Below are 23,534 nucleotides of genomic sequence, written 5' to 3' on the forward strand. Positions count from 1 at the left end.
TTGATTCATTTTGATATGAAAAATAGATTTATTACCATGAAAAAAATCAAAAAAAAACTGTTCAAGGGGATCTTGACCGTCCTGCCCGTTGCCATGGCTGTTCTGGCGGTGGGGTATCTGATGGCACATAGGCCCGGCCCTTCAAAAGAGGCGGAAAAAGAATCCATCACTTCCCTGCGGATCATCAGGGTCCCTTCAGTGAAGCTGGTTCCCAATGCCATTGGTTTCGGCGTTGCCCAGCCCGGAAAAGTATGGAAGGCAATTGCCCAGGTACAAGGAACGGTTTTATCCATACACCCGCGCCTGAAATCAGGAGAAATGATCCAGAAAGAAACCGTATTGATTCAGATTGATCCCAGGGAATACCATCTGGCAATCGCTCGTCTGGAAGCCGGTATCGAAGAGACCCACGCCAAACTCCAGGAGCTTGCCGGAACCAAAGGAAATACCGAAAAACTAATAAAGATAGAGGAAGCATCCCTGGCGCTGGCCAAAAAATCTTTTGAACGGACCCGCCATTTATTAAAACAAAATGCCGCCTCCCGGGACATGGTGGACAGGGAGCAAAGAACCCTGCTTCAACAACAGCAGGCGGTTCAGTTGTTAAAAAACAGTTTGGCCCTGATCCCGTCAAAGCAAAAGGCTTTAACATCGGGTTTAGCCGTACAGCAGTCCAATCTCGAACAGGCCGGGATTGATCTTACCAAAACTACCATTAAAGCGCCCATGAACTGCCGGCTCGGTGATGTGAACATGGATTCCGGACAGTTTGTGCGCTCAGGCCAATTGCTTTTCAAGGCCCATGCCACACAGGTCACCGAAATTGAAGCCCGATTTTCAATGGATACCTTTCGAAATCTCCTGGATGAAGAAAAAAGCAGACTGCTACAGCCGGGTGTGAATCCGGACACCTTTAAAAATCTGTTCCAGAATATGTCTGTCCTGGTCAGTCTCCAGAGCGGTGACTGGTCCGCACAATGGAATGCAAGGATAGACAGATGGCGGGAAACCCTGGACCATAAGACCCGGGAAATCAGGGTGGTGGTTGCAATTGATCACCCCTACGAACGAGCAGTACCCGGCATCCGTCCCCCCATAACCCAGGGCATGTTCTGCCGTGTGGAACTTAAAGGACCGGTCCGCCAGGGACGCCTGGTGATTCCCAGATCCGCGGTCCGCAACACCCATGTCTTTATCGTGGACCCGGAAAATCGACTTCAAAAAAAACAGATCCGGGTGGATTTTATCCAGTCTGAATTTGTCGTGGTCAAGTCAGGTCTCGTTGAAGGGGAGCGTCTTGTGGTCTCTGATCCGGCCCCGGCTATCATGGGCATGAAAGTCTCTCCGGTGAACGATGAGCCTCTGGAACAGCACTTAAGAGACATAAGCCAGGCAAAAGGAACAGAAAAATGATTCGCTTTTTTGCCCGGCACCCTACGGCGGCCAATCTCCTTATGGTGGCATTTCTTGTTGCAGGCGCCCTGTCCATCTCCCATATACTGAGGGAAACCCAACCCGATTTTGCCCCCAGCGAAGTTGAGATCCGCATCCTCTATCCCGGGGCCACAGCCCAGGAAGTTGAGGAAGTGATCGGCCGAAGGATTGAGGACGCCATTGACGGCATCAGTTTTGTGGAAGAAATAAGGCTGGATGCCCGGGAAGGGAAGGCATCAATTGTCGTCGAAATGGCTGAAGACGGGGATATTCAGACTTTTTTACGGGAAATTGAAACCGGAATTGATGCCATTGATGATTTCCCCGCCCAGGTGGAGAATCCCGTCATAACACAATTGGGCCAGACCGATCCGGTCCTGTCATTGCTGGTCACAGGCCCCATGGCCGTAACCGATCTCAAGGCCTATGCTGAAGATTTGAAGGACCGGTTAAAGGAAACCGGTATCTCCCTGGTCAAAATAGAGGGCTTTTCCGATCACCAGCTTCGGGTATCTCTGGATGATGGAGCCCTGCGCCGCCTCGGCCTTAGTGCCACCCAGGTAGCCGGGCGCATTGCCGCCCAGAGCAGGGATATTCCCCTGGGCATCATGGAAACCCGTGAACAAGATATCCTCCTTCGCTTTGTAGATCAACGCCGCACCCCACAGGCCCTTGAAAACCTGGTCATTCTTGCCACGGAAAACGGCGGGGCTGTGCGTCTGGGAGACATTGCCGACATCCAGGATCTTTTTGAACATGATGAAGATAAAATCATGACCCATGACAGGCAAAGCGCTCTTTTGAGGATTGAAAAATCAAAAACCCAGGATGCAATCCGGGTGGCTCAGAAGGTAAAATCATTTGTGGAAAGTGAGCGCCAACGTCACCCCCAGATGGAACTGACGATTACCCAGGATGAAACCAATATTCTCAAAGATCGGCTTAATATGCTCATCATCAATGGGTTCCAGGGGTTGCTGCTGGTATTTGCAACCATGTGGCTCTTCTTTAATATCCGGATCTCTTTCTGGGTGGCCATGGGTCTGCCCGTCTCTTTTCTGGGGGCGTGTATACTGATTCCCTTTGCGGGCTTGAGCATCAACATGTTCACCATGGTGGGAATGCTCATGGCCTTAGGATTGCTCATGGATGACGCCATTGTCATTGCCGAGAATATCATGGTCCATCGGCAGAACGGAAAATCACCAATAGACGCGGCAGTAAACGGAACCCGGGAGGTGGCTGCCGGCGTCGTATCCTCTTTTATCACCACCATTTGTATCCTGGGACCTCTGGCCTTTATTGAGGGACAGATCGGAAAAGTTCTCAAGGTGGTTCCCATCATGCTGATCCTGGTTCTGGTCGTGAGCCTGATCGAAGCCTTCTTGATTCTTCCTGCCCATCTCCACCATGCCCTTGAGCGGTCTGACCCCAACAAAAAACATTTTTTCCGGGAACGCTTTGAACACTTTTTTGCCTGGCTGCGGGATCGCCTCCTGGGCAGGATCATTGAGCGTTTATTAAAATGGAGATACCCGTTTCTGGCGTGCATCATGGGCCTGTTTATTCTTTCCATTGGAATGCTGGCATCCGGAAAAATAAAGTTCCAGGGATTTCCGGACATGGAAGGGGACGTAATTGTGGCCCGGCTATTGATGCCCCAGGGCACACCCCTGTCCAGGACACAGGCGGTGATCGACAAAATCTTGGCGGCCCTGGAACGGACCAACCGGAAATTTTCGGCAATTCAGCCGGAGAATCAGGACCTGGTCCGAAACGCCTATGTCCAGTACAACCGGAATACCGAAAGTTTTGAAAACGGCCCCCATGTGGCCACCATCACGGTTGATCTGCTCACTGCGGAGAAGCGATCGGGCAGTCTTGACGCGTATCTGACTGCCTGGCGAAGGGAAATCGGCACGCCACCCGATGTCTTGAGCCTGACCCTGAGCAAGCCGGGATTTGGCCCGGGAGGCCGCCCCATTGAACTGCGGCTGAGAGGCAAAGATCTGGATAAAATGAAACAGGCTGTGACCGATCTTAAAGCCTGGTTTGGCCAGTTTGAAGGCGTGGTCAACCTGGCCGATGACCTCAGGCCCGGCAAACCTGAATTGCGGATGCGGATACGTCAAGAGTCATACGGTATGGGTATTGATGGAGCTGAGGCAGGCCGACAGTTACAAGCCGCCTTCCAGGGGCTTACGGCCGATGAAATTCAGGTGGGGCCCGAGTCCTATGAGATCCAGGTGCGCCTGGCCGGAATGGACCGAAACAGCCTCCAGGACATTGAAAACTTTAATTTTGTTCTTCCCAATGGTCAGCAGGTTCCCCTGAGGGCGGTAGTGGAATGGAAACTGGAAAAGGGATGGGCAAGGATCGCCCGCTTTAACGGCATGCGGGCCGTGACCCTGCGCGGGGATGTGGATACGCGCAGGATCAACACCAATGAGCTCATGACCCTTTTTCATAAAACCTATCTCAATGAGTTTAGTAAAACCTATCCAGATTTAAAACTGACCATTGCCGGTTCACTCAAGGAAACCAATACCACTCGCATGTCCATGCTGGGGTCAATGGGGATGGGTCTTATCGGGATTTTTTTCCTGCTGAGTTTTCAGTTCAGAACCTACACAGAACCCCTTATTGTGATGATGGCCATTCCTTTTTCCCTCATCGGCGTCATCTGGGGGCACGGGCTGATGGGGGTTCCCATGAGCATGCCCAGCCTGCTGGGGTTTATTGCACTTGGGGGTGTGGTGGTCAATGATTCCATCCTCCTTGTCATTTTCCTGAAAAAGGCCAGAAAAGAGGGCATGCCCATTCACACAGCCGCTTCCCGGGCAAGCCGGGAAAGATTCCGGGCGATCCTTTTGACCTCATCCACCACCATTGCCGGTCTTTTGCCCTTGTTGTTTGAGAAAAGCCTCCAGGCACAAATATTGATTCCCCTTGTGGTCAGCACCACCTTCGGGTTGATGGCCAGCACGGTCATGGTGCTGCTGGTTATTCCCTGCATGTACATGATCATGGGGGATCTTGGCCTTGTAGAAAAAATTGATATTGATCAATGACCTCAATTGCTTTATAAGATATGATTTTTGAAAAAATGGACCCTCATCAAACAATTCAATACGAAGAGTATTTAAATGACAAAACAATATAGCCGGTTCCCTATTAGACCGGGCATCATAACCCCCAGACGTGTGATTCAGCTTATTTTTCTTTTCATCACCCTTTTTATCGGCATTAAATTTTACGCCTTCGTTGCCCAGCTGGAAGCCGGGGCCGTTATCAGCATAGAACGGCCTCCAGGTGTAGAAGCCTTTTTGCCCATCAGTGCCCTGGTCAGTCTAAAATATTTTTTAGTTACCGGTATTTTCAACCAGGTCCACCCCTCAGCCCTGGTTCTTTTTCTCCTCATCTGCGCCACAGCCCTTGTATTCAAAAAAGGGTTCTGCAGCTGGATCTGCCCCCTCGGCCTTTTGTCGGATGTTCTGGCAAAACTCCATGGCCTTGTTTTTAAAAAAAAGGTCCAGGTTCCCCAGTGGATGGACCTGATCCTGAGGGGGATCAAGTATGCTATTATAGGTTTTTTTATCTGGAGCATCTTTATTACGATGCCGGTGGATGACCTGGGCCAGTTTATTCAAAGCCCTTACAACCGGTTTTCAGATATAAAAATGCTAGAATTTTTCACCCATATTTCTTCAACGGCTTTCATTGTCATCCTTGTTTTGACCGGCCTGTCACTGGTCATCCCCCATTTTTGGTGCCGATATCTGTGTCCATATGGTGCACTTTTAAGCCTTTTGGGTGTTTTGAGCATGGGGAAAATAAAACGGAACAGCCAAAACTGCATCAACTGCAAAAAATGTGAAGCCGTCTGTCCGGCAAATATTCAGATCACTCGAAAAATAAAGATCAATTCCCTGGAATGCTCGACCTGCCTCAGGTGCGTTGAGGCATGCCCCCAAAAAAATGCCATCGGCTTTTCCTTGGTGCAGGGTTTTTCAATGAACCCCAAACGAATCGCTTTTGCCCTGATTACCCTGTTTGCAGTGGGGATCATCACCGCAAAACAGACTGGATACTGGCAGAACAACACTTCGATCCAAGCGTACCGCCAGTATCTGACAGGAAACCAGATGCCCCAGACAGTGCCCCGGACAATGCCCAAAGGCATGGATCCTGAAAAAATGAAAAGAATGACTGAGATGATGGAAAAAATGAAGGTATCCGAATAACATTCTGGGCGTAAAAATTAAAACCAGAATTCGGGATACTTTCTTGTTTTACACAGGTTATTCACGCTTAAGGCAACCGCTAACATGATAAAGGCACTGACACCCACCGGTATAAAGGCATAATAGAATCCGAGGGCATGAATTTTCTGGCTTCCGATCACTGCGATTAAAGCGGTGGCTCCCCCTGGGGGATGCAAAGTTTTGGTGGCATGCATGGCGGCAATGGCAGTTGCTACGGCCAGAGGGGAAGCCAGCCAGAGATGCGTTCCGAACATCTTGAAGACAGCAACCCCTATGATTGCTGAAATAATATGACCACCCATAAGATTCCTTGGCTGGGCAAGTGGACTTTTAATGGCCCCGTATATCAAAACCGCAGATGCCCCGAAAGAACCGATGACAAAAACCAAATCTGTATCGTTAAACAGGTTGTAATTCAACCAGGCCACGGGCAAGATGCCGCAAAAAGCCCCGATCCAGGACCAGAGTATTTCTGATAATCCTACTGCAGGGGGGCTTTGACCGCCACCCTTCATTTTGTTGAAAAAAGACATTGATAAATTCCTTGTTTCCTTAGCTTAATGCACGAACCAAATTTGATCGGGCTATGATTCCGGCAAGTTTGAACTCCTGATCAAGAACCGGAACACGGTTGATCCTGTTTGACTCCAGTATATCGGCCACTTCAAGAACAGGGGTTTCAAGTCCAACGCTGATGAGAGGCGATGACATTACGTCTTTAACCAGAAGCCCTTTTAAATCCCGGACAAGACATTGGTTCGGGCTATCCAGACAACTGAGAATGACATGCATAAATGATGTCTGTTCCGTGATATTCATATGTTTTAGAAAATCTTTGTCCGAAATAACCCCGGACACCTGCCCCTGGCGGTCAATTACCGGGAGCCCGGAAATATCAAAGTTTGCCATTAACTGTGCTGCATCTGCCAAGGGTTTATTTTCATCAATTGTGATGACTGATGCAGTCATGATGTGTTTTGCTCGAATAGCTGATTTCAGGCGGCCCAACGCATGCCGGTATGCTTTATGGTATAATTCCAGGAAATCTTTTGGGGTAATATCCAGATAGCCCGAAATTTCTTTCATCGCTTCAATAATATCTTCATTCGAAATATTTAAATTTGAATATTCCAATTCACTGATTCGCATTAATTCCTCCTATGGATCATTTTTTTTAGTGACCGGAGTGCCGGTCTCAGCTTTTCATATCTCCCTTATTAAATTCATTCTTATAGGAATTGGGTGATCAATTCATTGACTTGAATCAAGATTTTTAAAATAACGGAGAGGATGGGTTGAGGATGCGAAGTATACAGCGGATCTGAATGGCAATGCGCCTCATGGACAGGGTATCAAGCGCACTCACCTGGAAGCAGGACAGAAGGCCCAATGAGAATCAAGCGAAGAGCCTCAGACCAAAGCAACCCTGGGTCACAACAATTTATTCAGATTATTGGCAAACTGCTGTCGATCCTTTTGATTCATAGGAGGGGGGCCCTGGGTTTCTATTCCCGTTGCCCTGAAGGACTCCATCAAGTCCCTGACGTATAAGCGGGAGGTAATATTCTCCTTTGAGTAAAGCTCTCCTCTGGGGTTAAGTGCCAATCCCCCTTTGTCAATGACCTCTGCTGCCAAGGGGATATCCGCCGTGATCACCAAATCACCCGGTTTTAGGCGTTTTACGATTTCATTATCCGCCACATCAAACCCAGCCCCCACCCGGAGAAATCGGATAAAGGCAGAGGTTGGGATTCTAAGGGACTGGTTGGCCACAAGGGTTACCATGGTATGGGTTCGGTCGGCAGCCCGATACAAAATCTCTTTAATCACAACGGGACAGGCATCCGCATCCACCCATATATCCATTCCGCTCCCCTTCATTTTATCCATATTTTATTAACAACACCCTTTTTTCGGATATAACAGGACAAAAATCAAGGGGTTTTCTTGTTTAAATGGTAACACCGGAACCCGGTGAAAATCGCTTGTATTAAATTACAATCTATTTTATATATTTTTGTTTTTTTAATGGGTGTTTAAAAAACACAGACACATGGATTGTAAAAATGACGAGCATTATAAATAAACCGGATCAAATTCTCTACGCGGAAAATGAAACCCCGCCACTGGGCATCACCATTCTTTTGGCAGTAACCCATGTGGCACTGATCTTTGATGCTGTTGTTTTTATTCCCAATGTTTTGGGAAAAATTACCGGTGCCACTCCTGAGCAAATACGTTTCTCCTGTTTTGTCACCATTCTGGTCAGTGCATTGTGCACCTTGATCCAGGTGGTTAAATTCAAACACCTGGGCACAGGCTTTATACTGTTCATGGGGTCTTACAGTGCTTTTCTTTCCTGCTCAATTGATGCCGCAAAAATGGGGGGACTTGCCCTGGTAGCCACCATGACGGTTCTATCCGTGCCAGTTGTTTTTTTGTTCGCCTATTTTTTTCGGTTTTTCAGGCATATTGTAACCCCGGCCGTGGGGGGGATTGTGATTATCCTGGTTGCCGTTAATCTTATTCCCATCGGGCTGGAACTCTGGCACGGCGGAAATGCCCAGAGTACAGGCTTTGGTTCGCCGGCAAACTATATGGTGGGGACAATTACCATGGGAACCCTCCTGGCACTGATGATTTTCGGGAACCGTAACATTCGTTTGTGGACACCATTAATCGGCTTGGGTGCCGGATATCTGTCTGCCAGTTTTTTCGGTCTGCTGGACCTGCATCATTTTCATGCCTCCCCTTTGTTTGGTTTTCCAACTATTGCCTGGCCCGGTCTGGTCATGGATTTTCAATTGTCATATCTCCCCCTGCTCGCGGCATTTTTGATGGCGACCCTGGCGGGCAGTATCGAAGGAACCGGAAATATCATGCTGGTTCAAACCGTATCCCGGCGGGATAAAAAAATTTCCTATGACCGAATTCAATCCGGGCTTTATTGCGACGGTTTGGGTAAGCTTCTCTCCGGTCTTGGGGGGGGAGCCCCTATTTCCACCTATTGTGACAATATTCCTCTCATTGAAATGACAGGGGTGGCATCAAGGGCCGTGGGTATCTGCGGGGCTGTTTTATTGGGACTTCTGGCCTTTATTCCCAAGGCAGGCGCCATCATTCTGGATATGCCCCCCCCCGTCATCGGGGGAATGCTCATAGCCATTGCCGCCATGCTTTTTTATTCAGGTATTGGCCTGGTCATAGAATCCGGGCTTAATAATCAAACAGGGCTCATGATGGGTGTTTCCATTACCGTGGGAATGATTGCCGAAGCTGAGATTTTTTTCCCGGACCTGATGCCGAGTTCTCTTTCTCCTCTGTTGCAAAACGGAGTGGCCATGGGCGGGTTTACCGCCTTTGTTTTAAGTGCCCTTATTCGTCTGGCCCCCAGGCAAAAAGCATCATTTTCAATTGACGCCGTTCCAAAAGCCCTCCCGGAACTGGTTCTGGCCCTGGGTGAAGTCGTTGCTCAGCTAAAGCTGTCTGAATCGGAAATCAAGCGAATGGAGCTGGCCTGTGAAGAGACATTTATGCACCTGATTTCGGAAATCAAGGAAAAGGATAATACCGTACTCTTCAAAATCTCCAGGGTTGAACAGGGACTGTTTACCGAGGCGATCATTGGACAATGTGTCTCTGATATTGTTAACCTTACCCCACCGAGCAATTTGATGACGGCCAGTGATGAATCAATTCAAAATCTTGGGATGTTTTTGCTTTCAAAAATTGTCCGGGACATACGTCATATCCAACTTTCAGGCGTCACCTATATTTCATTTATCGCCTAGGATTCAATGATCTGGCACAAAAACAAGCAACCACCCGGCAATCAAGCCCCATAACCATACGGATATCAGCCATGGAATCTCAAACCAGCAGCTCAGGAAATGACCCGCTTAAATTTGATGTTGAAGAATCTCCCCCATGGGGCTTATCAAGCCTTTTGGCTCTTCAGACCGTTCTGCTCTCTGTAGCTGGAATTATTTTAACACCTGCCATTGTCCTGCGGGGTGCAGCCATGCCCGCATCCATGGAAGCCAGTGTTATCTTCTATGCCTTGGTGATCAGCGGTATCACCACCATTCTCCAGGCCAAAAGAGTCTGGCGTTTCGGCTCCGGCTATATTCTCTTAATGGGAACCTCAGGGGCATTTATTGCCGTGGGAATTTCTGCCCTTGAATCCGGCGGAATGTCATTGCTCATGACCTTGATCATTGCCTCATCCCTGGTCCAGTTTATCTTTGTCAATCACCTGGGGCTGCTCAGGCGACTGGTTACCCCCCTTGTGAGGGGGACAACCATAATGCTCATTGCCGTGCAGCACATCTCCCATAGGAAATGAAACATATGAAAAAAATGCTTTTGTGTTTAATAATGGTTTGCCAATTTGCAACCCTTTACGCCGCAGATGAAATAATTATTGACAGCCAAATGAGTTTTAAAGAAGCTATTTTGGGAACAGGCGCTTCGGAGAAAATAATTGAAGATTTGACGATTATCGATGTAGCATACTATTCTTTTGATGGAAAAATTCATCGTGGCCAACTTGTTTTGCATAGGGATAAAGTTGGAGATATCAAAGAATCTTTCAGGATAATGCAGCAAGAAAAATTTTTAATCGCCAAATGTATTCCCATTGTTAAATATGGCTGGAGCGATAACGCATCAATGGCCGATAACAATACGTCCATGTTTAATTATCGAAAAATCGCGGGAAAGAAAACCCTTTCAAATCACTCATATGGGGTGGCAATAGATATTAATCCATTTCAGAATCCAGCAGTTTACAAATCGGGAAAAACCAGCCCGGAAGGTGCTGTGTATAACCCCCAATCGCCTGGAACCCTGACAAAGGAATCCAAAGTAACCGTCTACCTGAAAAAAAAAGGGTGGTCTTGGGGGGGGGGGGATTGGAACCGTTTAAAAGATTGGCAGCATTTTGATAACCCCTGACAATGGGAATCATTGATTCCAAATCTGTGTTCTGAATTCCTTTTTTAAATCTGGCTTCGCTCCAGAAACCCCGGTCTAATGAAACTAAGAATCGGTCCAGCCCTGGGTTTTTATTCCCGTTGCCCGGAAGGTAATCACTTAAATTTCAGTTGTTTGATTCTTTACTCTATTTTGCTTGACAAAAGCATCTTCCCATCCTAAATAGCTTAGGTCCTATTGAGTTTTATCGGAAAAGTATGACTGGAATGCCGAGTGAATCGGTTTCTTTCGGACAAAAAGGCAATACAAGATGGAATCCAAAAGAAAACTATCCCACCGTATCCTCGTGATTGACGATAACACTTCAATTCATGAAGATTTTTCCAAAATACTGGAGAAACCCCAAAATTTGGGTGATGAGCTGCAGGACATGGAAGCTCAACTCTTTGGATCAGAGACCAAGACCGTCTTACCTGCTGTATTTGAAATGGATTGTACTTCCCAGGGCAAAGAAGGGCTTAGGCTTGTTCAGCAGGCTGTGCTTGAGGGTCGGCCGTACTCCCTGGCATTTGTAGATTTTCGGATGCCACCGGGTTGGGATGGTGTTACAACCATCCAACATCTATGGCAGGAAAGCCCGGAGTTGCAGATTGTGCTGTGCACAGCATATGCAGACTATTCCTGGCAGGATATCCGACGGAACCTGGGGGAAACAGATAGCCTGCTTATCCTTAAAAAGCCCTTTGACAATGTGGAGGTGCTTCAACTCGCCCATGCACTGACCCGCAAGTGGGAGTTGAACCGTGAAATCCAGGGAAGGCTCAATCAATTGGCCTATTACGACACCCTGACCGGACTGCCCAACCGCTTGCTGTTCATGGAACAGTTAAAGCAAGTAATAGAAACCGCGCACCGCTGCCAGCGAAAGGCAGCTTTACTCTTTATTGATTTGGATAACTTCAAACGGATTAACGACACCCTGGGTCACAGCATTGGTGACGATCTGCTGAAAATTGCAGCAGATCGGATTATCAAATGCCTTCGGATATCAGATATTGTTTCCAGGTCGCCGACAATCGAAATGGCCGCCAGGTTGGGCGGGGATGAGTTTACGGTGATTCTTCCGGAACTTGATAAGGAGGAATATGCCGCAGTAATTGCAAAGCGCATTAGAGAGACCCTTGCTCAACCCATAACCCTTGATGGCTATAATATCATTGTTACCCCCAGCATCGGCATTGCAATCTTTCCCCAGGACGGAGATACTCTGGAAACCCTGCTTAAAAATGCGGATCTTGCCATGTATTATTCCAAACGCATCGGCCCCAATACATTCACCTACTACCAGGAATCCATGAATGCCAGGGCCTTGAAACGAATGACAATTGAGACCCACCTTCGACAAGCCTTTGACCGGAATGAGTTCTCATTGCACTACCAGCCCAATGTCATAAAGTTAAGATTGTTCAATAAGCTTTTGATTTTATAGGTTTTTATGGTATAATAGTGAATGTTATTGGAGCGTCTAACATCATAAAAATAAGGAGAAAAAATGTCAAAAAAATTAAAAGAAAATACAATAGTTGGCATGGAAGCTGCATTTCAAGACATGTGCCGAGTTGATCAAATTTCTCAAAAAAATTCTATATTCTCAAGATTTTGTTAATCGACACAAAAGATCTCCAAAAGACTTTATACGCCATCGACTACTCACCTTTCAAATGCTTTTTCTTTATTTCATAAACTTGCCGAAAGGATCATATCAAGATGAGTTAGACCATTTTTTTAAGGCTTTGTTCAAATTAGATGTCGCTGTTGCTGTGGTCTCCAAAATGGCATTATGTCTTGCACGTAGGAAGCTTGAATATTCTGCTTTTGTTGAACTCAACCAGCACCTGATCGAATTTTTCTATAAACATTTCAAAATTATCAAGACATGGCACGGATTCAATCTCTTAGGGATAGATGGTACGACTCTCAAATTATTTAAATATAACGATATCAGAGATCATTTCGGAGTGATGAAACCAAATAAAGGCCCCGAGGTTCCTATGGCACGCGTATCTCAAATGTTTGATGTCCTAAATAAATTAACTATTGATGCCATTATCAGCCCCTATCATGTCGGTGAAAGAGAATTATTACACCAACACATGCTTAATTTGATGCCAAACGATTTGTTACTCTTGGATCGGGGATATCCTGCATATTGGATTTTTAATCTGATAATATCGCGTGGTGGAAATTTTTGTGCCAGGATTTCCAAACAATGGAAAATAGTACAAAGCTTTATCGAATCGGGATCAAACGAAACTATTGTAAATCTACATGCTTCGAATCAATCAAAAAAAGAATGCCTGGAGATGGGGCTTGATATATTGCCTTTACGCTTACGTCTCATCCGTGTTGAGCTTGAAACCGGCCAAATTGAAGTTCTTATCACATCACTAACCGATGAAAAAAAATTTCCCCAAGAAATATTCAAAGATTTATACCATCTACGCTGGCCGGTAGAAGTTGATTATTTATTTATGAAGGAACGCATTCAAGTCGGAAACTTCTCAGGGGAATCTTCACTATCGGTTTATCAAGATTTCCATTCGAAGGTCTTCACTAAAAATCTTATTTGGGTTCTTGCTTCACCAGCCCAAGAAGCTCTTAAACAAACAAGGGAAGAGGACAAGCAGGAACAACAATTAAATATGACTCAAGCCATTTCAAAGTCCAAAGATACGCTATTTTTACTTTTCAAAAGACCTGCTGAAAAAATAGCGCAGTTAATTCAACAAATTTATGCGGTTTTCATATATGCGACTGAACCCATCCGGCCAGGACGGAAATTCGAACGAAACCACAAGGTGAACAAGCGCGAGCATTACATGAATTATAAACCTTGCCGTTAAGTTTATGACATTGACTACCAGCCTCAATTTGATCTGATCAGAGGAGAACTCAGCGGCATGGAGGCCCTTTTACGCTGGCACAACTGGGAGCTGGGGAATGTCCCGCCGGATGAGTTCATATCCATTGCCGAAGAAAGTGGACTCATCGTGGCCATTGGTGAGTGGGTGATGCGAACGGCCTGCAGACAATTGGCAGAATGGGTGGATCAGAAATTGCCCCTGAAAAAAATTTCCGTGAATGTTTCCGTAAAACAGTTTATCCATAAAAATTTTTTAGAAATGATCCGACAGGTCCTTGTCGAAACCGGCCTGAATTCGAAAAACCTGGAAATTGAAATCACCGAAAGCCTTTTAATGAAAGACACACAAGAGATATCTAAAATTCTGGATGAACTCAAAAAAATGAATGTCGGTATAGCTGTTGATGATTTCGGCACCGGCTATTCAAGCCTGAGCCGTATCAAGGAAATGCCCATTGACTGCCTGAAAATTGATCGCAGTTTTGTCAACGCCATCAGCGGCAGCATACAAGATCAATCCGTCATCAGTGCCATCATTGCCATGGCTGAAGGCATGAACCTGAGGGTGGTTGCCGAAGGGGTTGAAACAGCGGATCAAGCTGATTTCCTGCGAAGGAAAAAATGTCAGGAAGTTCAAGGGTTTCTTTATAGCAGGCCCCTGTCAACACAGCAGGCTGACATTTTTTTAAAGCAACGGTCAGAAAAAAATGATAATAAATAAAAAGGAGTCCTGTATGCGGGTTTGGAACAAAGTGTCTGTCAATGAAGTGATTGTCTGGGTGGTCATCATGCTGTTTACCACACTTCATCCGATCTATGCCCAAACGAGTCAAAAAAACGATGACGGACTGATCCTGAAAGAGGCCGACCTTGCGGCATGCGTTCAAGAAGCCATGGAAAACAACCGTCGTCGCCCGGCTTCCCGTTATGCCGTAGAAATGGCCGAGGCTCAGCACCGCCAGACCCTGGCCGGTTATTGGCCCCAGATCAATGCCCGGGGCGGTTATTTGCGGATGGATGAATCTCCGAATTTTATTTTTCCCGCTTCAAGCATTACAACCATAGTAGGCAGTATTCCAGTTCCCGAACAGGACGTTAAATTAATGGATGAGGATTCTTATAGGGCTTCCCTTGAAGCCACCTGGCTCCTTTATGACGGCGGCATGCGAAAAGGGTATCGGCAGCAGACAGAGGGTCTTGTCTTGATGATGAAACAGGAATCCAGACGCACTGACCTTGAAATCATGGACAGCGTGAAACGGCTTTATTGGGGGGCAGTGCTGGCAAACACGATTCATCAGATCGGCCGGGATGCCCTGGCCCGCATGGAAACGACCCTGAGCCTCACCGAGACAATGTACAAAGAGGGGAGCGGCAGGGTCAAGAAAACCGACTGGTTGGACAACAAAGTGATGGTCGAGTCTTTGCGTGCCATGATCGCCCTGCTGGAAAAAAACGAGTTGATGGCCCAGGCCGCACTGGCCAATACCATGGGAATGCCATGGTATTCCAGCGTGAAACCAGCAGACAAGGAAATGCTGTTTACACCATTTGTGAACCAGCTGGACAAACTTGTCGGCACTGCCTATCAGTTCAACCCGGATTGGGCCAAAGTCGAGGCCGGCATTCTTGCGGCAGAGGGGGCTGTGCAGTTGGCTGAAAGTGGTCATTATCCCAAGCTGGCGCTGACCGGAGATCTTTTCAAATGGTGGAATGATTATGACGGCGGCATGGCAACGGAACGGAACAAAGAGGGCTGGAATGTGGGTATCGGTGTTGAGATTCCGCTTTTCAGCGGTTTCCTGCACACGAACAAAGTTGCCGAAGCACTGGCCCGGGTAAGCAAAATCAAAGAGGAACAATTCCTTCTCCAGGAGGGTATCGGACTTCAGATCAGGGATATTTTTCTTTCCCTGAATGCTGCTGAAAAATCGTATAAGGCAACTTTGGCAGCCATGAAAACTGCTGCAGAAAACCGTAGTTTGAACACCCGGGCCTATCAGCATGAGTTAGTGGATACCGAGAAGGTCATTCGCGCCCAGTTAATGGATTCCCTCATGTCTGCCCAGCACTACAAGGCGCTCTATGAACACATTGCCCTTCAGTCCCAACTGACACTGGTCGTCGGAACCGAAGTGATGAAAAAACTGGAGAACTAATGTTCAAAAACATTATGGCCCGCCGTACACGGCACTGGAACGGATTGCAACCCTTAAACGGTTTTTACTTTAAGGAGACCCCTTGAAATTTTTTTTAGTTATTCTGGCAGTGTTGTGGATTCCGGCTGGCATAGTTGCACAAACTTCAGAGAACAAAGATGCTGGAGTTTTTCATATCGGTTTGTCTTCAAGCACCTTTGACAACGTTAACCAAAATGATGTTATGGCATCAATCAAGGTATGGATTGAAACCGTCATCAAAGAGCAGAAGCTTAAAGAAAAAGCTGAAGTGGAATTCTTTAGCTCATTTGAATCCTTGTCCAAGGCCTACACGAATAACCGGGTCGATGCCGTTTCAATTTCCACTGAGGATTCCATACGTCTGGGACTGGAGCCGGAGTTTGTATATCTGCCTGCCCGGGAAGAAGGTTTCCTTGTCAACTATGCCATCATCGTGCATCGCAGCACTGTTGACAAGGAACCGGGAAAATTGGTGGATAAAAAGCTGGTGAGTTGCGAGGGATATCAGATGCTTCTGGCTCGATTATGGTTAAAGAGTGTCCTGACAGAACATGTTCCTGGAGCCGACAACAGCCGGCTTGAAAATCTGATCAATGTGGATGGTCCTGCCAAGGCCATTTTGCAAATCTTTTTCCGTCAAGCCGATGCCGCTATCGTTACCACCGGTGCCTTTGAGCTGGCCTGCGAGCTCAATCCCCAATTGCGCAAGGATCTTCTCATTTTGTCTGTTTCGCCGCCTTTTGTCACCTCTTTTTTCATATTCCGGCCGACATGGCAGGGCCCCTCCAGAGAGAGGTTTATATCAGCCATTCTGGCTTTGCAAACCACACCCGGGGGGCAGCAGGTCCTCAATGTATTTGGGAGTTCCCGGATGGAAAAACAGCCCGGGGCCATTTTGGATGGCACCCGACAATTCCTGATAAAAAATCAACATTTGATTCAAAGCGGCCCGTTCAAATGAGCCCGGTTATGAAAGCGTTTATGCAGTTTTTCAAAATTTTCAAATCTTCAAATTACAACAGGAAGCCCAGCAAAAGCATCGCCCAACGAGCAGCCCTGCTGTCCTGGTTCATCACCATGATCACACTGGCTGTTTTTGTTCTGGTCACCATTCCTCAGCAAAAAAAGAATTTTGTTAATAGTCTGAAATCCAAAGCCAACGGCGTGGCTGTATCCTTGCATGAAGTGGCTGCCGGTGCAGCCGTTAATGAAGATTTTGCCAGTGTGGTCAGTGCCGCTCAAACCATGCTGGCCGGCGACCCTGACCTTGATTTTTTAATCATTATGAAAAACACTGGATTGTCCCTGATAATTGAGCAAAGCGGCTGGAGAGCTGATCCTGAAGCCGATGCATACTGGCTGCCCCAGGAGCGGAAACCCGGCAACGGCATCGAGACAGTGCCCCTGTTCAACCGAAGGGTTTTTCACTTTGCCCAACCCTTTGATTACTCCGGCATTCAGTGGGGCTGGATTCATGTGGGGCTTTCCCTGAAGGGCTATGATCAAAGTGTCCAGACCCTTTACAGGAATACCGTTATGCTGGCAGTGGGCTGCCTCCTCTTCAGTTTTCTGATCTCCCTTATCTATGCGGCATGGCTAATCCGGCCCATCCTGAATCTGCGCGGTATTGTAGAAAAACTGGCGGGCGGTGATTTTTCCGTACGGGCAAAGATGAACCGACAAGACGAATTGGGCAATCTTGCGGCATCCTTTAATACCATGGCAGATGCGTTGCAAAAAAGGGACCGGATACTCGAGAGTGTCCGATTTGCTGCCCAGCAGTTCATGAAGAGTTCTCACTGGCAAGGCACCATTGAATCGGTTCTGGCCAAAATCGGACTTTCTGCCGAGGTTGGCCGGGTGGTTATCTTTACAAGCCATAGGGATGATGCCGGCCGCTTAACCGTTGACCAACAGTACGAATGGGCGGCAAAAGGTACGATTTCAAGATCAATACTTCCGGATGTGCAGAAATTTTTTAATGCTGGCAGTGGTTGGGGACATTGGAGTAAACTGCTCAGACAGAACCAGATCATCAGCGGTCCGGTTTCTGATATGAACACGGATATCAGGGCTTTTTTTGAGGACCAGGACATCCTCTCCATTATTGCCATTCCCATTTTTGTAGAAGATACCTGGTGGGGATTCATGGCCCTGGAAGACTTGATTCAGGAGCGAGTCTGGGGTGATGCTGAAAAGGACAGTCTGAGCGCGGGTGCTGATATCCTTGGTGCGACCATTGCCCGCCAGCAAGTTCGGGATGCGCTGCTGGAATCAAAAACGACCCTGGAAAAACGGGTCCTGGAAAGGACCCGGGAGCTTGAATCACAAGTTACGGCCAAGGAACAGGCCCTGAACGAACTGGCTGCAGCCCAGAACTCCCTTGTGGAAATGTCCCGGGCCGCGGGCATGGCTGAAGTGGCCACCGGAGTGCTTCACAATGTGGGCAATGTACTGAACAGCGTCAATGTTTCCTGCAACCTGATCATGAATCAGGTCCGAGAATCCCGTATCGCAAATATCACCAAACTGACAGACCTGATGGCCCAATCGGAAAACAGCCTGGGTCAATTTCTTACGCAGGACCCCAGGGGCCGGCAGATTCCGGCCTACCTGATTTCTCTTGCTCCTGTGCTTAAGGAAGAACAGCATCTTATTTTAAAGGAAACCCAAGCGCTGCACCAACGGATTGACCACATCAAAGAAATTGTGACCATGCAGCAGACCTATGGTCGTGTCTCGGGTTTTCTTGAAACCATCCCACCGGAACAATTAATGGAGGATGCACTCAAACTCAATACCGAGGCATTGTCCCGGCATGAAATCACCGTACATCGTCAATATCAAGAGGTCCCGCAGATTACCGTGGACAAGCACCAGGTTCTTCAGATTTTGCTGAACCTGGTCAACAATGCCAAATACGCATGTGCTGGGGTGGAGAAAGAAAAAATCATCACGTTGAAAATTTTCCCCTCCGGCCTTGATCATTTGAGTCTTCAGGTTTCAGATAACGGAACTGGTATCCTGCCTGAAAATTTGACCCGTATTTTCCAGCATGGGTTTACCACACGCAAGACAGGACACGGGTTTGGCCTGCACAGCGGGGCCATTGCCGCCAAAGGACTCAGTGGCAGTCTGACCGTCCACAGTGACGGTCTCGGCCTTGGCGCAACCTTTACCCTTGAACTACCGTTTCATCCAGGAGAAAACCCATGACATTCAGTGAAAGCCTTCCAGTTAAACGGATACTGATAATCGATGACAATGCTGAAATCCATGAAGATTTTCACAAAATATTGATGAAAGCCAAAGTCTTGGATGACAGCTTTTTAGACATGGAATCCATGCTCTTTGGTTCCGAGAGGGAAACCAGGATAGAGGTCCCGTTTGAAATAGACTCCGCTTTTCAGGGCAGAGAGGGGTTTGATCTGGTCCAAAAAGCCAAATCCGAGAAGAGCCCCTATGCCCTTGCATTTGTGGACGGCCGCATGCCACCGGGCTGGGACGGCATTGAAACCATCCGCCATCTCTGGAAAGAGTGCCCGGAGTTACAGATTGTACTTTGCACGGCATATGCTGACTACTCGTGGAAGGAAATCTGCCGAGCGCTTGGAGAAACCGACAACCTGCTGATCCTGAAAAAACCCTTTGACAATGTGGAGGTGCTCCAGATGGCCCACTCCCTGACCCGAAAATGGGAGTTGGCTCGTGAGGTTCAGTACCGAATTAAAAATCTGGACGACATGGTCAGAAAAAAAACAAAAGAGAACGACCACCTCGGCGCCTTGCTGAAGACTGCTCTTGATCATTCGCCGGCTGGCATCATCATCTCGGAGGCAAAAGATGTTTCCATTCGTTGGGCCAATCCTTCGGCATCCCGCATCCTGGAAAATGCCCATCTGTTTTGCCCAGCCAATCGAAAAACAAAGCATGACCTGGATTGGCAGGCCTTTCAAGCGGATGAAAACCCATATACCCCGGAAGACCTGCCGCTTTTCAGGGCAACTTCAAAAGGCGAGATTATCAGGAATGAGGAGTTCGTCATCCGCAATGCCAGGGGCCAGGAAAAATGGATCTTATCCAATGCTGCCCCGGTCCGTGATTCAGATGGCATCATTTCTGCGGGTATCCTTATTTTTGAGGATATTACCGATCGCAAGCAGGCCGAGAAAGAAAAGGAAAAACTCCAGTTAGAAAAAGTTGAAGCCATTTCCATGGCGGCAGAAACTGAAAAACTGGCTCTGGTAGGTCAGATTGCCGGGAAAATGGCCCATGACTTTAATAATATTCTGGGCGTAATCATGGGCAATTCAGAACTGGCCCTGCGGAAATGCCAGGATATCCAGACAAAAAAAAAGCTGGAGTTAATTTTTAAGCAGACCCTTCGCGGAAAAAATATGACCAGAAATCTTGTGGCCTTTGCCAAAGACCAGGAACCCAAGCAGGAATTCTTTTCAATTGATGAGAAAATGGAGCTCGTTATAACCCTTTTAAAAAAAGATTTGGAAGGAATCCGTGTGATTCGTGAATATACTTCGGGTATTCCTGAACTTCTGGCAGATTCCGGCATGATCGAACATGCTGTTGTCAATCTGCTTCTAAATTCGATCCATGCATTAAGTCTTACCCAAAAGCCGGAAATCATTATCCGAACCGGTCATCAGGAGGATCATCTTGTTATAGAAATTGAAGATAACGGGTGCGGCATCCCGGCTGAATTTCTCAGCAACATTTATGAACCCTCCTTTACCCTTAAAGGCACCAAAGATAAAAGCGGAATGTATAAACCCGGCATTAAGGGGACCGGTTATGGCATGTCTAATGTGAAAAAATATATTGAGCAGCATAACGGCACTATTTCGATTCATTCTGACTTGAAAAAGGGGACAAAGGTGGCGATGGCCTTTTCGATCATTAAAAAAGAGCTAACCGCTGAAGAAATAACAGAAATTAAAGAAGAAACTAAAAAAGAAAAAAATTATTTTGGAAAATATATCCTCCTGGTTGAGGACGAACAGGCCATTTCAGATGTCCAGTATTGCATACTGACCCATGAACCCTTAAATCATAAGGTGGATATTGCCGATAACGGGCAGGATACAATAGACTTGTTGAATACAAATACATATGATTTTATCAGCCTTGATTATAGTCTGCCTGGCGAACTCACGGGCATGGATATCTATCATCATGTCCGGAAAACAAACAAAACGGTTCCCATCCTTTTTATTTCCGGCAACATAAATTTTTTAGAGTCTATTACGGCATTAAGACAAAAAGATCCGTATATCGATCACCTGTCAAAACCCTGTAAAAATATCGACTATGTAACCTGTATAAATAGACTGCTTGGGAATGCGTAAGGGTGGCGATCATTTTGATTCATGGGCGGAACGAAATCACTCGAAAGGTCACCATATCGCCATTGCCCAATTCATCCATCACCGCCAGCTGATAGGTGCCCGGGGCCGGCAATTCCATGGTTGTCAGATTGGTGTGATTCTTTCCATCCAGGGGTCGGCGATTTAAAAACCAGTATAGCCGCCCCTGACCCCCCAGGGTCTCTAAGGGGATCAGGGGCGACCCTTTCTGCCCCGGCGGGTAGGTCAGCAGGCTGTCATTGGAAACAGAAATAATCTGGAGCCGGCTTGCCAGGGGGGCAAGATCTGGACAGCGGTCAGATACCTGTGGAATCAGTCGGTTTCGCCGCCATTTTGCCGGAAGCCAGGGTTCTGCACCCCGGGGCCACAGGGCAATGGATGTTTTTTTTACTCCGCCACACAAAGGACCGGCCCGGTTTCCATCGAGATCCACCCAAAAAGTCTGCACCAGGGATGACAATCCCGGGGATGAATACCCCGGGGGCGAATACCCAGCGGAGGCATGCCCCGGGGATGAATTTCTCGAAGTTACTCCCCAAGAACGGTTTGCTGTCAAGGTGGGAGGAATCTGGTGGTTGAGGATCCATGCCCTGTGGCGCACCATGCAGGCTCCTGGCATCTGCGGGTCCTCTGCCATACCCGACGGCCAGCAGATGGTCTGCTGAACAACCGTGTCGGGCATTTTTTCTCCCCCGGTGCCCGACCCTTTTCCAGGCAAGGGCAAACTTTCCAACACCTGTTCCAGCAGGGGGATGGCTGTTACGGCCCCGTACTGGCCAGGGGAGGGGGAGCCGTCGGGACGCCCCACCCAGACGCCGACGACAAAATCGCCCATGATCCCCAGGGCCCACGCATCCCGGAACCCATAGCTGGTACCGGTTTTCCAGGCCACGGGCAAACCCGCCGACAGCCGGTTGATCCCTTCTCGTCCCGGAAGGGGCCGGGACAAGATCTGGCGGGTTATATACGCTGCTCCCGGGCTCATGAGATACCGTTCCCGGACAGGATCTGACTGTTTAAGCCGAAGGCTGCCTGCCTGGCCCTGCCTGGCAAGGGCGGTATACAGGATGACCAGGGACTCAAGGTCCGTGCCCATACCCCCCAGGACGATACTTAAATTGGGTCGGCCCGGAAGTTTCAGCCTGGCCCCGGCATGTTTCAACCGGTCATGAAAGCGCTGGGAGCCATAGGCTTCCAATACCTGGACAGCCGGGATATTCAAAGAATTTCGAAGAGCCGTTGTAACGCTGACAGGCCCTGAAAAACCTCTTGAAAAATTTCCCGGCTCATAGGCTTTACCAAACCTGGGGGTATCCAGCACCAGGGAATGGGAATGGATAATTCCCTCGTCAATTGCCAGCCCGTAAAGAAAGGGTTTCAGGGCAGATCCCGGCGATCTCAGGGCCTGTATCATATCCACATGGCCTTTTCTTCGTTGACTTAAAAAATCTGATGATCCCACATAGGCAATCACTTCCAGTGTCCGGTGGTTCACCACAAGAACAGCCCCGGATTGGTCTTCCGGAAGGGTGGCCACATAGGATCTCAGGATATCTGCCGCATGGACCTGGAAATCATAGTCCAGACAGCTGGGAATCAGGCTCGCCCCGGGAGATTCAGACCGAAGCCGCCGGGATGCCAGGGGGGCCGCCATGGGAGACTGGAACCGAAAGGCCACAACGGGTTCCTGCTTGGCAGCGGCGATTGTCTCGTCAGGCCAGACCCCATACCTTGCCAGCCGGTCCAGAACTTTGTCCCTGGCAATTCTTGCCCGATCCGGGTGCCGGTCCGGCCGGTATCGGCTGGGGGCCTGGGGAAGAACTGCCAAAAGGGCTGCCTCGGCATGGGTCAGTTCCCGGGTATCCTTTCCCAGCCAGGTGTGGGAGGCGGTTCTCACCCCTTCTATATTGGAGCCAAAGGGGGCATGGGTAAAATAGAGATTTAAAATCTCATCCTTGGTCAAATGAAATTCCAGTTGAAATGCCCGGAACATCTGATGGACCTTGCCCGTGATGGTTCGGGTATTGGGAGAAAGAATCCTGGCCACCTGCATGGTCAGGGTGGAGCCGCCGGAAACCACCCTCCCCTTGACCAGGTTCTGGAAGAGAGCCCGGGCCATGGCAAAAGGATTCACCCCAGGGTGATAATAAAACCATCGGTCCTCATAGGTGAGCAGGGCCTGTAAATACAAGGGGGAAACCTGGTTCACCGAAACCGGATACCGCCACACCCCCGACGCATCGGCAAAGGCCCGAAGGGGGGTCCCATCCTTTGCGATGACCACGGTTGCCACAGGCCTATAAACCAACAAAGGGAATGCCTGATCCAGGGCCAGAAGGACCAATAGAACCAATAGGGCCAGCAGCCCCGCCAGAATAACCAGAGATTTTCCCCTTATCCCCCTGCCGTTGTTCAT

17 protein-coding genes are annotated in these 23,534 nt (G+C 48.1%); 13 read left to right on the forward strand and 4 right to left on the reverse strand.

Going from position 1 to position 23,534, the window contains the following annotated elements; translation table 11 throughout:
- The first annotated feature begins 36 nt into the window (after positions 1-36).
- From ACZ45G_RS27340 to ACZ45G_RS27350, 3 genes are all read left to right on the forward strand, one after another.
- A complete protein-coding gene (locus ACZ45G_RS27340) occupies positions 37-1,413 on the forward strand; it encodes an efflux RND transporter periplasmic adaptor subunit (protein WP_464173750.1) in 1,377 nt (458 codons plus the stop codon).
- Entirely contained in the window at positions 1,410-4,505 is a 3,096-nt protein-coding gene (locus ACZ45G_RS27345) for an efflux RND transporter permease subunit (protein ID WP_464173751.1), read from the forward strand. Before ACZ45G_RS27340 ends, ACZ45G_RS27345 begins: the two co-directional genes overlap by 4 nt.
- Before the next feature lie 75 nt (positions 4,506-4,580).
- Complete coding sequence (locus tag ACZ45G_RS27350) at positions 4,581-5,678, forward strand: 4Fe-4S binding protein (protein ID WP_464173752.1); 1,098 nt, start codon at positions 4,581-4,583, stop codon at positions 5,676-5,678.
- 17 nt (positions 5,679-5,695) lie between these two features.
- Here the strand turns inward: ACZ45G_RS27350 and ACZ45G_RS27355 are convergent, their stop codons facing one another.
- The 3 genes from ACZ45G_RS27355 to ACZ45G_RS27365 form a co-directional block, all read right to left on the reverse strand.
- Complete coding sequence (locus ACZ45G_RS27355; protein ID WP_464173753.1) at positions 5,696-6,232, reverse strand: HPP family protein; 537 nt, start codon at positions 6,230-6,232, stop codon at positions 5,696-5,698.
- Between the two features lie 19 nt (positions 6,233-6,251).
- Positions 6,252-6,848, reverse strand: coding sequence for a CBS domain-containing protein (locus ACZ45G_RS27360; RefSeq protein WP_464173754.1), 597 nt, complete (start codon positions 6,846-6,848; stop codon positions 6,252-6,254).
- 282 nt (positions 6,849-7,130) lie between these two features.
- Positions 7,131-7,565 carry a YaiI/YqxD family protein gene (locus ACZ45G_RS27365; protein WP_464173755.1) on the reverse strand — a complete coding sequence of 145 codons (435 nt, stop codon included), beginning with the start codon at positions 7,563-7,565 and terminating at the stop codon, positions 7,131-7,133.
- A 200-nt stretch (positions 7,566-7,765) separates the two neighbouring features.
- On the opposite strand from ACZ45G_RS27365, the gene ACZ45G_RS27370 reads away from it, so the two are divergent.
- The 10 genes from ACZ45G_RS27370 to ACZ45G_RS27415 all read left to right on the forward strand — a co-directional run bounded on the left by ACZ45G_RS27370 (position 7,766) and on the right by ACZ45G_RS27415 (position 21,100).
- A complete protein-coding gene (locus ACZ45G_RS27370) occupies positions 7,766-9,490 on the forward strand; it encodes a uracil-xanthine permease family protein (RefSeq protein WP_464173756.1) in 1,725 nt (574 codons plus the stop codon).
- 71 nt (positions 9,491-9,561) lie between these two features.
- Positions 9,562-10,044 (forward strand): hypothetical protein, encoded by a 483-nt coding sequence (locus tag ACZ45G_RS27375; protein WP_464173757.1) that lies wholly within the window; start codon positions 9,562-9,564, stop codon positions 10,042-10,044.
- A 5-nt stretch (positions 10,045-10,049) separates the two neighbouring features.
- Positions 10,050-10,655, forward strand: a complete 606-nt coding sequence (locus ACZ45G_RS27380) for a M15 family metallopeptidase (RefSeq protein WP_464173758.1) — start codon at positions 10,050-10,052, stop codon at positions 10,653-10,655.
- Positions 10,656-10,944: 289 nt separating this feature from the next.
- Entirely contained in the window at positions 10,945-12,123 is a 1,179-nt protein-coding gene (locus ACZ45G_RS27385; RefSeq protein ID WP_464173759.1) for a diguanylate cyclase domain-containing protein, read from the forward strand.
- Positions 12,124-12,253: 130 nt separating this feature from the next.
- Positions 12,254-13,537 (forward strand): IS4 family transposase, encoded by a 1,284-nt coding sequence (locus ACZ45G_RS27390; RefSeq protein WP_464180033.1) that lies wholly within the window; start codon positions 12,254-12,256, stop codon positions 13,535-13,537.
- Positions 13,538-13,546: 9 nt separating this feature from the next.
- Positions 13,547-14,278, forward strand: coding sequence for a putative bifunctional diguanylate cyclase/phosphodiesterase (locus ACZ45G_RS27395; RefSeq protein WP_464180035.1), 732 nt, complete (start codon positions 13,547-13,549; stop codon positions 14,276-14,278).
- Between the two features lie 13 nt (positions 14,279-14,291).
- Entirely contained in the window at positions 14,292-15,716 is a 1,425-nt protein-coding gene (locus ACZ45G_RS27400; protein ID WP_464173760.1) for a TolC family protein, read from the forward strand.
- A gap of 82 nt (positions 15,717-15,798) precedes the next feature.
- Complete coding sequence (locus ACZ45G_RS27405; RefSeq protein ID WP_464173761.1) at positions 15,799-16,698, forward strand: PhnD/SsuA/transferrin family substrate-binding protein; 900 nt, start codon at positions 15,799-15,801, stop codon at positions 16,696-16,698.
- 8 nt (positions 16,699-16,706) lie between these two features.
- Entirely contained in the window at positions 16,707-18,953 is a 2,247-nt protein-coding gene (locus ACZ45G_RS27410) for an ATP-binding protein (protein ID WP_464173762.1), read from the forward strand.
- Entirely contained in the window at positions 18,950-21,100 is a 2,151-nt protein-coding gene (locus ACZ45G_RS27415; protein ID WP_464173763.1) for an ATP-binding response regulator, read from the forward strand. The genes ACZ45G_RS27410 and ACZ45G_RS27415 overlap by 4 nt, the downstream gene beginning before the upstream one ends.
- 19 nt (positions 21,101-21,119) lie before the next feature.
- Here the strand turns inward: ACZ45G_RS27415 and pbpC are convergent, their stop codons facing one another.
- A complete protein-coding gene (pbpC, locus tag ACZ45G_RS27420) occupies positions 21,120-23,534 on the reverse strand; it encodes a penicillin-binding protein 1C (protein ID WP_464173764.1) in 2,415 nt (804 codons plus the stop codon).

The organism is Desulfoconvexum algidum, from assembly GCF_055382125.1.

Excerpts from the sequence above, each read along its gene's own strand:
- pbpC (WP_464173764.1), bottom strand. The coding sequence starts at position 23,534 with ATGAACAACGGCAGGGGGATAAGGGGAAAATCTCTGGTTATTCTGGCG.
- ACZ45G_RS27370 (WP_464173756.1), top strand. The coding sequence starts at position 7,766 with ATGACGAGCATTATAAATAAACCGGATCAAATTCTCTACGCGGAAAAT.
- ACZ45G_RS27415 (WP_464173763.1), top strand. The coding sequence starts at position 18,950 with ATGACATTCAGTGAAAGCCTTCCAGTTAAACGGATACTGATAATCGAT.
- ACZ45G_RS27400 (WP_464173760.1), top strand. The coding sequence starts at position 14,292 with ATGCGGGTTTGGAACAAAGTGTCTGTCAATGAAGTGATTGTCTGGGTG.
- ACZ45G_RS27375 (WP_464173757.1), top strand. The coding sequence starts at position 9,562 with ATGGAATCTCAAACCAGCAGCTCAGGAAATGACCCGCTTAAATTTGAT.
- ACZ45G_RS27385 (WP_464173759.1), top strand. The coding sequence starts at position 10,945 with ATGGAATCCAAAAGAAAACTATCCCACCGTATCCTCGTGATTGACGAT.
- ACZ45G_RS27345 (WP_464173751.1), top strand. The coding sequence starts at position 1,410 with ATGATTCGCTTTTTTGCCCGGCACCCTACGGCGGCCAATCTCCTTATG.
- ACZ45G_RS27365 (WP_464173755.1), bottom strand. The coding sequence starts at position 7,565 with ATGGATATATGGGTGGATGCGGATGCCTGTCCCGTTGTGATTAAAGAG.
- ACZ45G_RS27380 (WP_464173758.1), top strand. The coding sequence starts at position 10,050 with ATGAAAAAAATGCTTTTGTGTTTAATAATGGTTTGCCAATTTGCAACC.
- ACZ45G_RS27410 (WP_464173762.1), top strand. The coding sequence starts at position 16,707 with ATGAAAGCGTTTATGCAGTTTTTCAAAATTTTCAAATCTTCAAATTAC.
- ACZ45G_RS27350 (WP_464173752.1), top strand. The coding sequence starts at position 4,581 with ATGACAAAACAATATAGCCGGTTCCCTATTAGACCGGGCATCATAACC.
- ACZ45G_RS27360 (WP_464173754.1), bottom strand. The coding sequence starts at position 6,848 with ATGCGAATCAGTGAATTGGAATATTCAAATTTAAATATTTCGAATGAA.
- ACZ45G_RS27340 (WP_464173750.1), top strand. The coding sequence starts at position 37 with ATGAAAAAAATCAAAAAAAAACTGTTCAAGGGGATCTTGACCGTCCTG.
- ACZ45G_RS27355 (WP_464173753.1), bottom strand. The coding sequence starts at position 6,232 with ATGTCTTTTTTCAACAAAATGAAGGGTGGCGGTCAAAGCCCCCCTGCA.